The sequence below is a fragment of the Paraburkholderia sp. BR10954 genome, from assembly GCF_040965775.1.
Lineage (GTDB): Bacteria > Pseudomonadota > Gammaproteobacteria > Burkholderiales > Burkholderiaceae > Paraburkholderia > Paraburkholderia youngii.
Window position 1 is genome coordinate 105,142 of record NZ_JBFRCK010000021.1, and the last position, 12,139, is coordinate 117,280.

Here is a 12,139-nt window from a genome sequence, read left to right on the forward strand (position 1 = left end):
CGTCTGCTCAAACGTTTGCGCGCGACGAATGTCCGCCGCGCAACTTCGGTTCGACTCCTCACCCATTGCTCATGTTTGGCTGCGGAGCCTGCCACGGCAGCGTCATGCCGTCTTGTCCTCTCTGAGTTTCAATTCGCTGATCATGCTTTCGCGCATCACGAATTTTTGTACCTTGCCGGTCACGGTCATAGGTAGTTCGTCGACGAAGCGGATATATCGCGGCACCTTGTAGTGCGCAATCTGTCCGTGGCAGAACTGCTGGATCTCTTCTGCCGTTGCCTGTTCACCCGTCCGCAGCACGATCCACGCGCATACTTCTTCGCCGTACCTGGTATCGGGCACGCCGAAGACCTGCACGCTCTGGATCTTCGGATGGCGGAACAGAAACTCCTCGATCTCGCGCGGATAGATGTTTTCGCCGCCGCGAATCAGCATGTCCTTCAGCCGGCCGACGATGTTGCAATAGCCTTCGGCGTCGAGCGTCGCCAGGTCGCCCGTATGCATCCAGCCGTCGACGATGCTCTCGTGCGTCTTCGCTTCGTCGCCCCAGTAACCGAGCATCACCGAGTAGCCGCGCGTGCATAGCTCGCCGGTTTCGCCAACCGGGACGGTATTGCCCAGTGGATCGACGATTTTCACTTCGAGATGCGGCTGGATGCGCCCGACAGTCGTCGTCCGCTTATCGAGCGGATCGGTCGTCGAGCTTTGAAACGAGACCGGGCTGGTTTCCGTCATGCCGTAGGCGATCGTGATCTCGCTCAGGTGCATCTTGGAGACGACCTTCTTCATCGTCTCGATCGGGCACGGCGAGCCCGCCATGATGCCGGTGCGCAGCCGCGAGAAGTCGTAAGACGCGAAGGTCGGATGGTCGAGTTCGGCGATGAACATCGTCGGCACGCCGTGCAGCGCGGTGCATTTTTCCTCGGCTGTCGCGGCGAGCGTCGCGGCGGGATCGAAGCCCTCGCCCGGGAACACCATGTTCGCCCCGACCGACACGCATGCGAGCACCGCCAGCACCATCCCGAAGCAGTGGTACAGCGGCACTGGAATGCACAGGCCGTCCTGCTCACTGAGCCGCATCGCCATCGCGATATAGCGCGCGTTGTTCACGACGTTGCGATGCGTCAGCGTCGCGCCCTTTGGATTGCCAGTTGTGCCGCTGGTGAACTGGATGTTGATTGGTTCACGGCACGACAAGGTCGCGCCGATCGCATCGAGCCGGGTGGCGTCGAATGACGCGCGCCCACGCTCGATCACATCGGAAAAGCTCAGCATGCCTGGCGTCTCCGTGTCGCACATGCGGATCACGTAGCGCAGCTCCGGCAGCCGCGCGGCATGCAGTTCGCCCGGCGGCTGCGTCGCGAGTTCGGGCGCAAGCTCCTGCAGCATCTCGAGGTACATCGACGTCTTGAAGCGCTCCGCGGTGATGATCGCCTTGCAACCGACCTTGTTCAGCGCGTATTCGAGCTCCGCAAGCCGGTAGGCCGGATTGATATTGACGAGGATCGCGCCGATACGCGCGGTCGCGAACTGCGTCAGCAGCCACTCGACGCGGTTCGGCGACCAGATGCCTACGCGGTCGCCCTTGGCGATGCCGAGTGCAAGCAGCCCGGACGCAAGCACGTCCACTTCTTGCGCGAATTCGCTCCACGTCCAGCGAATGCGCTGCTCGCGAAACACCACGGCCGGTCGTTCGGGAAAGCGCGCCGCGGTGTCGCGCAGAAACTCGCCGACGGTCGCTTCGCTCAACGGATTTTCAGTCGACCCGCGCACGTACGACAGTCCATCTGCGGGTTCGATGAGCGCACCTTCGCCCGAGCTATGCGTTGCCATGGTGTTGTCTCCGTGAGCGCGAGCGCGCTCGATTGAAATGAATTTGAAATCGATTGTGCACCGGCGCGTACCGGGCCGGCATCAAGTCTTACCCGCACCGCATCGCGCCGACCGACTCCCATGTCTCCACCCTCATGGATTTTGCCGTCCTTTACGTAAACGTCAACCAGATATCAAAAAAAAAGCAGCCGCGTGGGCTGCTTTCTTCTGCTACGTGCTGCTTTAGTGCTGGCCGCGCAGCTTGCGCAGACGCTGGATTGCCGCGAGTTGTGCGGTCGCGTACGCGAGCTCCGCTTGTGCGGTGGCGTACTCGAGGTTCGAACCCGTGTTCTGCAGCGCCTCTTCCGCACGCTTGCGTGCGTCTTCGGCCTTGGCTTCGTCGAGATCCTTGCCACGAATCGCGGTGTCGGCGAGAACCGTCACTGCGCCCGGCTGGACTTCGAGGATGCCGCCGGCGACGAACACAAACTCTTCTTCGCCGTTTTCAACTTCGATGCGCACCGCACCCGGACGGATCCGTGTGATGAGCGGCGTGTGGCCCGGCAGAATGCCGAGTTCACCCGCTTCGCCTGGCAGCGCGACGAACTTCGCCTGGCCCGAGAAGATTTCCTCTTCCGCGCTGACGACGTCTACTTTAATGGTTGCCATATGTGTCGACTCCTGTCGACGAGAGTTAGCGCTTTAGTGCTGACCCCCGTCCCATGCAAGGCGGGTTGAGCGTAATAAGAGACGCTGGCTTTGCTCAACACTACCGTTTTGGCAGTCGTGATGCGCGAGGCCCGCGCCCGCTTCGTTACACCCGACCTTTACTGGATCTTCTTGGCCTTTTCGAAGGCTTCGTCGATCGTGCCGACCATGTAGAACGCTTGCTCCGGCAGGTGATCGCACTCGCCTTCGACGATCATCTTGAAGCCGCGGATCGTTTCCTTCAGCGGCACGTACTTGCCCGGCGAACCCGTGAACACTTCGGCGACGTGGAACGGCTGCGACAGGAAACGCTGGATCTTACGAGCACGCGCGACGGCGAGCTTGTCTTCCGGCGCGAGTTCGTCCATGCCCAGAATCGCGATGATGTCGCGCAGTTCCTTGTAGCGCTGCAGCGTTTGCTGCACGCCGCGCGTGATCGAGTAGTGCTCTTCGCCGATCACGTGCGGGTCGATCTGACGCGAGGTCGAATCGAGCGGGTCCACCGCGGGGTAGATACCGAGCGAAGCGATGTCACGCGACAGCACGACGGTTGCGTCCAGGTGGCCGAAGGTCGTAGCCGGCGACGGGTCGGTCAAGTCGTCCGCAGGGACGTACACGGCCTGCACCGACGTAATCGAGCCAGTCTTGGTCGACGTAATCCGCTCTTGCAGCTTACCCATTTCTTCAGCCAGCGTCGGCTGATAGCCCACCGCCGACGGCATACGGCCGAGCAGTGCCGACACTTCGGTACCGGCCAGCGTGAAACGGTAGATGTTGTCGACGAAGAACAGCACGTCGAGGCCTTCGTCACGGAAGTGCTCGGCCATCGTCAGACCGGTCAGCGCAACGCGCAGACGGTTGCCCGGCGGCTCGTTCATCTGGCCGTACACCAGCGCGACCTTGTCGAGAACGTTCGAGTCCTTCATTTCATGATAGAAGTCGTTCCCTTCGCGGGTACGCTCGCCCACACCGGCAAACACGGAGTAACCGCCGTGTTCCTTCGCGATGTTGTTGATCAGTTCCATCATGTTCACGGTCTTGCCCACACCGGCGCCACCGAACAGACCCACCTTACCGCCCTTTGCGAACGGGCAGATCAGGTCGATAACCTTGATGCCGGTTTCGAGCAGTTCGGTCGACGGCGACAGTTGGTCGAACGCCGGAGCCTTCTGGTGGATCGCACGCGTGGTTTCGCTCGAGATCGGGCCGGCTTCGTCGATCGGACGGCCCAGCACGTCCATGATACGGCCGAGGGTTGGCTTGCCGACCGGCACGCTAATCGGGTTGCCCGTGTTCTTCACGATCGTGCCGCGGCGCAGACCGTCCGAAGCACCCAGACAGATGGTACGGACCACGCCGTCGCCCAGCTGCTGCTGGACTTCGAGCGTCAGCTCCGAACCTTCGAGAATGAGCGCGTCGTAGATCTTCGGCATGGATTCACGCGGAAATTCCACGTCGATCACCGCGCCGATGCACTGTACGATCTTGCCTTCTACCAAAGCAGTAGTACTCATCGCTTTTCCTTTAGATACTCAATTCTTCACTCGCGCAAAGGCGCAGTTTCTCCGATGGGTGCGCCGCTCGGGCGCACACGCAACGACCTGTCTGACCGAGGTCAGACGGCCGCCGCTCCACCGACGATTTCCGACAGTTCTTTCGTGATCGCGGCCTGACGGCTCTTGTTGTACACGAGCTGCAGATCGCTGATGACCGTCTTCGCGTTGTCCGAAGCGGCTTTCATCGCGACCATGCGGGCCGACTGCTCCGATGCCATGTTTTCCGCGACGGCCTGATAGACCAGCGCTTCGACATAACGCACCAGGAGTTCGTCCACCACTGCTTGCGCATCCGGCTCGTAGATGTAGTCCCACTGCGTGCTCGGCGTCGTACCGTCTTCTTCCGTGCGCTCGAACTGGTCCGCCGACAACGGCAGCAGTTGCTCGATCACCGGCTCCTGCTTCATCGTGTTGACGAAGCGCGTGTACGCGAGGTACACCGCCGAAATCTTGCCTTCCGAGAACAGGTCGAGTTGCACCTTCACCGCGCCGATCAGCTTTTCCAGATGCGGCGTATCGCCCAGTTGCACGACGTTCGACACGACCTTCGCCTGCAGACGGTTCAGGAAGCCCAGACCCTTGCTGCCGATCGCGGTTGCCTCGATCGTCTTGCCCTGGCCTTCAAGTTCCTTGAACCTCTGCAGCGACGCGCGCAGCACGTTGGTGTTCATCCCGCCGCAAAGACCTTTATCAGTCGTGACGAGGATGATACCGGCCGCCTTTGCGCCTTCGTTCGACACCATGAACGGGTGACGATACTCCGGGTTCGCACGGCTCATGTGCGCGGCGATGTCGCGGACCTTGTCGGCATACGGGCGAGCAGCGCGCATGCGCTCCTGAGCGCGGCGCATCTTTGATGCGGCCACCATCTCCATCGCTTTCGTGATCTTGCGCGTGTTTTGCACGCTCTTGATCTTGCCGCGAATTTCCTTCATTCCAGCCATTGCTTGCTCCTTTGTCGGCCCGAGTTAGCGCTTCAGCGCTTACTCGGGTCCCATGCAAAGCGGCCGAAGCAGCGCGGGAGCATTCGCATGCGGCCCGCGCCGCTTCAAGGTCCGTTTATGCCTTGCGGATCACTCGCGGATCAATACGCGCCGGACTTCTTGAAGTCTTTGACGGCCGTGTGCAGCAGGCCTTCGTCGTCCTTCGAGAGTTCCTTGGTATCTTCGATACGCTTGACCAGGTCAGCATGGCTCGACTTCAGGTGATCGCGCAGGCCCTTCTCGAACGGCAGGACTTGGGCAACTTCGAGGTCGTCGAGATAGCCGTTGTTCGCTGCGAACAGCGACACAGCCAGTTCCCACACTTGCAGCGGCTGATACTGCGGCTGCTTCAGCAGTTCCGTCACGCGGCGGCCGCGCTCGAGCTGCTTGCGGGTCGCTTCGTCGAGGTCCGATGCGAACTGCGCGAACGCAGCGAGTTCACGGTACTGCGCGAGGTCGGTACGGATACCGCCCGACAGCTTCTTCACGACCTTCGTCTGAGCCGCACCACCCACACGCGACACCGACACGCCAGCGTTAATTGCCGGGCGGATACCTGCGTTGAAGAGGTCGGTTTCAAGGAAGATCTGGCCGTCGGTAATCGAGATCACGTTCGTCGGAACGAATGCGGTCACGTCGCCTGCCTGCGTTTCGATGACCGGCAGTGCCGTCAGCGAACCGCTCTTGCCCTTCACTTCACCGTTGGTGAACTTCTCGACGTACTCTTCCGAGACGCGAGCAGCACGCTCGAGCAGACGCGAGTGCAGATAGAACACGTCACCCGGGTAAGCTTCACGGCCCGGCGGGCGGCGCAGCAGCAGCGAGATCTGACGGTATGCCCAAGCCTGCTTGGTCAAGTCGTCATAAACGATCAGCGCGTCCTGGCCGCGATCGCGGAAGTATTCGCCCATCGTGCAACCGGCGTACGGCGCGAGGTATTGCATTGCGGCCGAATCCGAAGCCGAAGCGGCGACGACGATCGTGTATTCGAGCGCGCCCGATTCTTCGAGCTTGCGCACCACGTTCATGATCGACGAAGCCTTCTGGCCGATCGCGACGTAGATACAGACGAGGTTCTTGCCCTTCTGGTTGATGATCGCGTCGACCGCGACTGCGGTCTTGCCGCACTGACGGTCGCCGATGATCAGCTCACGCTGGCCACGGCCGATCGGCACCATCGAGTCGATCGACTTCAGACCGGTTTGGACCGGTTCCGAAACCGACTTACGCCAGATCACGCCCGGTGCAATCTTTTCGATTGCGTCGGTCATCTTCGCGTTGAGCGGGCCCTTGCCATCGATCGGGTTGCCGAGCGCGTCGACCACACGGCCGAGCAGCTCCGGACCAACCGGCACTTCGAGAATGCGGCCCGTCGTCTTGACGATGTCGCCTTCCGAAATGTGTTCGTATTCACCCAGAATCACGGCGCCGACCGAGTCGCGCTCGAGGTTCAGCGCCAGACCGAAGGTGTTGCCCGGGAATTCGAGCATTTCGCCCTGCATCACTTCCGACAGACCGTGGATACGCACGATACCGTCGGTCACGGAGATCACGGTGCCCTGGTTGCGAACGTCTGCGCTCGCTTCAAGGCCCTGGATCCGGCTCTTGATCAGCTCGCTGATCTCAGAGGGATTGAGTTGCATTATTCGCTCCTGATAGTCAATTCTGTTGCGTGCCAGCCGCTAAAGCGCGAAGCGCTTCAGGCCGTCAGGGCCGTTTGCATCCTGGCGAGCCGCGCGCGGACCGAGGTATCGAGCACTTCGTCGCCGACCGTCACGCGTACGCCGCCGATCAGCGACTGATCGATTTCGACCGTCGGCTTCAGCTTGCGCTTGAACTTGCGTTCGAGGCTTGCGACGAGTTCGTTCAACTGCGCACCTTCGAGCGGGAATGCGCTGACGACCAGCACATCTGCCGCGCCTTCGCGGGCGTTCTTCAACTCTTCGAACTGCGAGGCGATTTCAGGCAGCAGCTGCAGGCGATGGTTGTCCACCAGCATCTGCACCAGATTCTTCGCTTGCGCGTTGTCCTTGAGCGGCGACTTGACCGCAGCCAGCAGCAGATCGCTTACTTGGGCGCGGCTCACTTTCGGGCTCGAGGCGATCGACAGCACATCGGGCAGACGCGCAACCTGTGCCAGCTCCTGCACGAGCGTGGACCAGGCGGCGATGTCACCAGCTTCGGCCACGCCAAACAGCGCTTCCGCGTACGGACGGGCGATGGTTGCAAGTTCGGCCATGATCAGAGCTCGGCTTTCAGTTGATTCAGCAGGTCAGCGTGAGCTGCCTGGTCGACTTCGCGCTTCAGGATCTGTTCAGCGCCCTTCACAGCGAGTGCAGCGACTTCGCCACGCAGCGCTTCGCGCGCTTTCACGACTTGCTGGTCCGCTTCGGCCTTCGCCTGCGCGATGATGCGGGCGGCTTCCGCCTGCGCCTGAGCCTTGATTTCGTCGGCGACTGCGACAGCGCGCTTTTCAGCGTCGGCGATGCGTTGCTGGCCGTCGTTGCGAGCCTGGGCCAGTTCCTGGTCGACGCGCTTATGAGCGGCTTCGAGTTCCTGCTTGCCCTTTTCCGCGGCGGACAGACCGTCGGCGATCTTTTTCGCGCGCTCGTCGAGGGCGTTGATCAGCGGCGGCCACACGAATTTCATCGTGAACCACGCGAGGATCAGGAACACGACCATTTGCGCAAACAGGGTTGCGTTGAGATTCACGGTGTTTCCTTAAACGTTGCTTGTTCGGAAAGTGAAACGGCAAGGCGCTCATCGATTCTGCTCGATCAGCGCCCCAGTACCCGTTCCGCCCTGCGCCTTTACTTGTTATAGCTCAAGCGCAAACCTCCGAGGAACCTCAGCCTGCCAGCTTCGAGAGCAGCGGGTTCGCGAACGCAAACAGCATTGCCACACCAACGCCAATCAGGAACGCCGCATCGATCAGACCAGCCAGCAGGAACATCTTGGTTTGCAGCGGGTTCATCAGTTCCGGCTGACGGGCACATGCTTCGATGTACTTGCCGCCCATCAGACCGATACCGATACAGGCGCCGATAGCACCCAGGCCGATGATGATGCCGATACCGATGGCGGTCAGACCCTGGATGTTGGCGATGAAAGCTTGCATGATCACTCCTTTGTGAAAAGTCTTTTAGAACTGGTTGGAACTGGGATTTAAAAAACTACGAGTCTTTGCCGACAACGCAGGTTAGTGCGCGTCGTGTGCCTGGCCGATGTACACCAGCGTCAGCATCATGAAAATGAACGCCTGCAGCAGAACGATCAGGATGTGGAAGATTGACCACACTGTGCCGGCGACCACGTGGCCGATGAAGCCAAGCACCGTCGTGTCCGCGCCGAAGCTCCAGATGCTGCCGAGCAGGGCAATCAGCAGGAACAACAGTTCGCCCGCGTACATGTTGCCGAATAGCCGCATGCCGAGCGAGACCGTCTTCGCGACGAACTCGATGATGTTCAGTGCCAGGTTCGGGATCCACAGCAGCGGATGCGCGCCGAACGGAGCGGACAGCAGTTCATGCACGAAGCCGCCAGCGCCCTTGATCTTGAAGTTGTAGTAAATCATCAGCACGAACACGCCGAGTGCGATGCCGATCGTGCCGTTGAGGTCGGCGGTCGGCACGAGGCGGTGGTGCGGAATGACTTCGGAGAGGCCCAGCCAGCCGATCAACCGACCCGGCAGGTCGACGGGGATAAAGTCGAGCGAGTTCATCAGCGCGACCCAGACGAACACCGTCAGCGCGAGCGGCGCGATGAAGGTGCGCGAGCCGTGGATCATGGCCTTCGATTGATCCTCGACCATTTCGACCAGCATTTCGATCGCGCATTGGAAGCGGCCCGGCACCCCGGACGTCGCCTTGCGGGCTGCCAGATGCAGCACGAGGATCGTGACGAGACCGCACACGATCGACCAGAAAAGGGTGTCGAGATTCCACACATGGATGTCGAAAATCGACGTCTGGTGTGCGGTGGAAAAGTTCTGCAAGTGGTGCGCGATGTACTCGGACGGATCCATTGCGCGCGTGCCTTCGCTAGCTGCCATATCGTTAAAGCCACCCAAATTGTCGAAAATCGTTCTAGGCCGTTCCCACCAAAATACGGTATTGCGGGAACGCGCCGGGTGCGGGCCCTGTCTCGTCCGCACACCCGTGCCGGCGCTACGCGCCGGCCTTAAATTCTTTTTGCTGCTATTTTTTGTGCTGCTACCTTAGCGCCACGCCAAGGCGATCCAGTAAGTCTTCAGCGCGATGAGGTAGGTCACCAGCAGCGGAATCCAACGTACGTCGTGATAGCAGAAGGCGATTGCGACAAACATCGCAATCGTTGTCCCCATTTTTAATGCTTCGCCGATCATCCAACTCATCACGGTCTCGGCGCCGCTCAGCTTTTCCAGTCGCGCCGCGAACAACGCACCCGGCACCCAGCAGATCGCTCCCCCCAGGAACGCTGACAGCGCAGCAGCGCCCGGCGGCTGGTAGAACAGCCACCACAACAGCGTTGCAACCAGGGACAAAACCATTTGCGCTGCGACGACCCTGAACGGCGTCACGCGCGATGGACGACCCACGCCGGGACCAAACAGCTTTTCCGCCTCGGCCCGCGTGAGCGGAACGATATTGTTATCTTCCTGCGCGTCGTCCCACGCTTCGGCCGGGTCGAACTGCCGACTGGCGGACGTCTCGGGTGCGGAGCGTTCAGCGCGGTGTCTGTCGTCACCATTTTCCGGCGACAGATTCGACGTTTTAACCGCCATCCCAATGTTCCGAAAGTCTCGTTCAGCCCGCGAGTTTACGCAGCGCTTACGGGGTTGCCGTGCAATTAAATCCGGGCGATTGTAAGCGATAGTTGCAGGCAATTCAAGACTTTAGGCCAACCTATAACGGCGTGAAACGTACCTTCACGATGCGGTAGAACATATGCTAACGACGCGAATCACGTCAAATGTAAGGTGGACGGGGGGCGGCAAAATCCATGGGGGTAGTCGCGTGGATCAAAGCTCTTTGGCAGGTCGTTTCGACGCTGCGACGGACGTCTCGAAAATGCAACAAACGCCGCTTTTTTTAAGGGCTAAACGGGACGGCTCTTCAATTGAACTGCGCCATAATCGCCGCGATTTTCACGATGATCGAGCCGCTTTGCGATAGCGGCTCGTAAGGATGATTACCGCGTCGATGTCGAAGGCTTGAAACTAGGATTCCTGATTATTTTTGCATCGTTTGTTTGGAATCCACGATAGTTGCTCGCACTGAAGGTAAACCAACTCGCGGCAGTGCTCATGCACAGGCCGCCAGCCGGTCACCACCCTTCGCTGCTAAGCGCCGTTCTGTACTCAGACGTTCGCGTTCCCGCGCAAGCGGACAAGAATGCCTTCCAACGCGTCGAGATCGCCAAAGTCCACCAGCACCTGGCCGCGACCGCGTCGACCGAGCTTGATTTTCACCGTCGCCGACAACAGGTCCGACAGTTCCTCTTCTAGCCGTCGCGTGTCGCGGCCGCCATCCGGGTTCGCGCGCGCCTTGACCGCCGGCGTCACTTTCGTGGTCATCGCGACCAGCTTTTCGGTCTCGCGCACAGACAGGCGCTTGTTGACGACCTGATTGGCCAGCGTGATCTGCGTCGCGGCATCGACTGCGAGCAGCGCGCGAGCGTGACCCATATCGAGATCGCCGGCGAGCAACATCGTCTGTACCGGTGTCGCGAGATTCAGCAGCCGCAGGAGGTTCGACACCGCGCTGCGCGAACGGCCCACCGACTCTGCCGCCTGCTCATGCGTGAAATTGAATTCGTCCAGCAGGCGCTGGATGCCCTGAGCCTCTTCGAGCGGATTCAGATCCTCGCGCTGGATGTTCTCAATCAGCGCCATCGCCGCGGCGGCCTGATCGGGCACGTCCTTCACGAGCACCGGCACCTCATCGAGGCCCGCGAGTCGCGCTGCGCGAAAACGCCGCTCGCCTGCGATGATCTCGTAGCGATCCGCCGCGATCGGACGCACGAGAATCGGCTGCATCACCCCTTGCGCGCGGATGCTTGCCGCGAGTTCCTGCAGCGCGCCTTCGTCCATGCGCGTACGCGGCTGGTATTTGCCTGCCTGCATCTTGCCGAGCGGCAGTACGTTCGGCGCACCGTCGATCACCGCTGCTTCCGTGATATCCGCGGTGCCGCCGAGCAATGCCTCCAGACCGCGGCCCAGCCCCTTCTTTCTTGCTACTGCGTTCATCGTGCTTCCTCGATCCGCTTAGGATGCCTGGGGCGCGTCATTCAGCGCGCGCACCCGCTCAATCATTTCGACGCCGAACTGCACGTACGCCTGCGCGCCTCGCGACGCCCTGTCGAACACCACACCGGGCAGCCCGTAGCTGGGTGCCTCGGCCAATCGCACATTGCGTGGAATCACCGCGTCGAACACCTTGTCGCCGAAGTGCTCTTTCAATTGATCCGAGACTTGCTGTTGCAACGTGATGCGCGGATCGAACATCACGCGCAGCAGACCGATCACCTTGAGGTCGCGATTCAGGTTCGCGTGCACCTGCTTGATCGTATTGACGAGGTCGGACAGCCCTTCGAGCGCGAAGTATTCGCACTGCATCGGAATGACGACGCCGTGCGCGGCGCATAGTCCGTTGAGCGTCAGCAGCGACAGAGCCGGCGGGCAATCGATCAGCACGAAATCGTACTCGCCCTCGACCGCAGCGAGCGCCGTCCTGAGTTGACGCTCGCGATTCTGCATGCCGACGAGCTCGACCTCGGCGCCCGCGAGCTCACGGTTCGCGGGCAGCACGTCGTATCCGATCGCCTCGGGCCGCACGCGCGCATCGGCCACCGACACGCTGTCCACGAGCACCTCGTAGACCGTGTTCGTACATTCGGCTTTGTCGATACCGCTGCCCATCGTGGCGTTGCCTTGCGGGTCCAGATCGATGAGAAGGACTCGCTGTCCCTGCGCTGCCAGGCTCGCGGCCAGATTGACTGCGGTGGTCGTCTTGCCGACACCGCCCTTCTGGTTCGCAACGCAGAAGATTTTTGCCATCGTTGGTGTGTCCCTTTTGCTGCTTGGATGAAGTGAAAATCGTT

The 12,139-nt window shown here is 60.8% G+C and carries 12 protein-coding genes; all 12 read right to left on the reverse strand.

Going from position 1 to position 12,139, the window contains the following annotated elements:
* Positions 1-102: 102 nt before the first annotated feature.
* The 12 genes from AB4Y34_RS25960 to AB4Y34_RS26015 all read right to left on the reverse strand — a co-directional run bounded on the left by AB4Y34_RS25960 (position 103) and on the right by AB4Y34_RS26015 (position 12,095).
* Positions 103-1,833: an AMP-binding protein gene (locus AB4Y34_RS25960; protein ID WP_176380022.1), complete on the reverse strand. Its 1,731-nt coding sequence runs from the start codon at positions 1,831-1,833 to the stop codon at positions 103-105.
* A gap of 222 nt (positions 1,834-2,055) precedes the next feature.
* Positions 2,056-2,481 carry a F0F1 ATP synthase subunit epsilon gene (locus tag AB4Y34_RS25965; protein WP_008917918.1) on the reverse strand — a complete coding sequence of 142 codons (426 nt, stop codon included), beginning with the start codon at positions 2,479-2,481 and terminating at the stop codon, positions 2,056-2,058.
* Between the two features lie 158 nt (positions 2,482-2,639).
* Positions 2,640-4,034 carry a F0F1 ATP synthase subunit beta gene (atpD, locus tag AB4Y34_RS25970; RefSeq protein ID WP_176109931.1) on the reverse strand — a complete coding sequence of 465 codons (1,395 nt, stop codon included), beginning with the start codon at positions 4,032-4,034 and terminating at the stop codon, positions 2,640-2,642.
* 101 nt (positions 4,035-4,135) lie between these two features.
* Complete coding sequence (gene atpG, locus AB4Y34_RS25975; RefSeq protein WP_368717643.1) at positions 4,136-5,020, reverse strand: F0F1 ATP synthase subunit gamma; 885 nt, start codon at positions 5,018-5,020, stop codon at positions 4,136-4,138.
* Between the two features lie 140 nt (positions 5,021-5,160).
* Positions 5,161-6,702 (reverse strand): F0F1 ATP synthase subunit alpha, encoded by a 1,542-nt coding sequence (atpA, locus tag AB4Y34_RS25980; RefSeq protein ID WP_018432453.1) that lies wholly within the window; start codon positions 6,700-6,702, stop codon positions 5,161-5,163.
* Positions 6,703-6,758: 56 nt separating this feature from the next.
* Positions 6,759-7,298: a F0F1 ATP synthase subunit delta gene (locus AB4Y34_RS25985; RefSeq protein ID WP_176109928.1), complete on the reverse strand. Its 540-nt coding sequence runs from the start codon at positions 7,296-7,298 to the stop codon at positions 6,759-6,761.
* A 2-nt stretch (positions 7,299-7,300) separates the two neighbouring features.
* Positions 7,301-7,771, reverse strand: coding sequence for a F0F1 ATP synthase subunit B (locus AB4Y34_RS25990; RefSeq protein ID WP_176125381.1), 471 nt, complete (start codon positions 7,769-7,771; stop codon positions 7,301-7,303).
* A gap of 136 nt (positions 7,772-7,907) precedes the next feature.
* Positions 7,908-8,177, reverse strand: coding sequence for a F0F1 ATP synthase subunit C (atpE, locus tag AB4Y34_RS25995; RefSeq protein ID WP_007180033.1), 270 nt, complete (start codon positions 8,175-8,177; stop codon positions 7,908-7,910).
* 81 nt (positions 8,178-8,258) lie between these two features.
* On the reverse strand, positions 8,259-9,110 hold the full coding sequence (gene atpB / locus AB4Y34_RS26000; RefSeq protein ID WP_013090956.1) for a F0F1 ATP synthase subunit A: 852 nt from the start codon (positions 9,108-9,110) through the stop codon (positions 8,259-8,261).
* A 165-nt stretch (positions 9,111-9,275) separates the two neighbouring features.
* Positions 9,276-9,821, reverse strand: coding sequence for an ATP synthase subunit I (locus tag AB4Y34_RS26005; RefSeq protein WP_176380019.1), 546 nt, complete (start codon positions 9,819-9,821; stop codon positions 9,276-9,278).
* 576 nt (positions 9,822-10,397) lie between these two features.
* Entirely contained in the window at positions 10,398-11,285 is an 888-nt protein-coding gene (locus AB4Y34_RS26010) for a ParB/RepB/Spo0J family partition protein (RefSeq protein ID WP_176380018.1), read from the reverse strand.
* Positions 11,286-11,303: 18 nt separating this feature from the next.
* Positions 11,304-12,095, reverse strand: a complete 792-nt coding sequence (locus AB4Y34_RS26015; protein WP_176380017.1) for a ParA family protein — start codon at positions 12,093-12,095, stop codon at positions 11,304-11,306.
* Positions 12,096-12,139 lie beyond the last annotated feature (44 nt).

Excerpts from the sequence above, each read along its gene's own strand:
- AB4Y34_RS25960 (WP_176380022.1), bottom strand. The coding sequence starts at position 1,833 with ATGGCAACGCATAGCTCGGGCGAAGGTGCGCTCATCGAACCCGCAGAT.
- AB4Y34_RS25965 (WP_008917918.1), bottom strand. The coding sequence starts at position 2,481 with ATGGCAACCATTAAAGTAGACGTCGTCAGCGCGGAAGAGGAAATCTTC.
- atpD (WP_176109931.1), bottom strand. The coding sequence starts at position 4,034 with ATGAGTACTACTGCTTTGGTAGAAGGCAAGATCGTACAGTGCATCGGC.
- atpG (WP_368717643.1), bottom strand. The coding sequence starts at position 5,020 with ATGGCTGGAATGAAGGAAATTCGCGGCAAGATCAAGAGCGTGCAAAAC.
- atpA (WP_018432453.1), bottom strand. The coding sequence starts at position 6,702 with ATGCAACTCAATCCCTCTGAGATCAGCGAGCTGATCAAGAGCCGGATC.
- AB4Y34_RS25985 (WP_176109928.1), bottom strand. The coding sequence starts at position 7,298 with ATGGCCGAACTTGCAACCATCGCCCGTCCGTACGCGGAAGCGCTGTTT.
- atpE (WP_007180033.1), bottom strand. The coding sequence starts at position 8,177 with ATGCAAGCTTTCATCGCCAACATCCAGGGTCTGACCGCCATCGGTATC.
- atpB (WP_013090956.1), bottom strand. The coding sequence starts at position 9,110 with ATGGCAGCTAGCGAAGGCACGCGCGCAATGGATCCGTCCGAGTACATC.
- AB4Y34_RS26005 (WP_176380019.1), bottom strand. The coding sequence starts at position 9,821 with ATGGCGGTTAAAACGTCGAATCTGTCGCCGGAAAATGGTGACGACAGA.
- AB4Y34_RS26010 (WP_176380018.1), bottom strand. The coding sequence starts at position 11,285 with ATGAACGCAGTAGCAAGAAAGAAGGGGCTGGGCCGCGGTCTGGAGGCA.
- AB4Y34_RS26015 (WP_176380017.1), bottom strand. The coding sequence starts at position 12,095 with ATGGCAAAAATCTTCTGCGTTGCGAACCAGAAGGGCGGTGTCGGCAAG.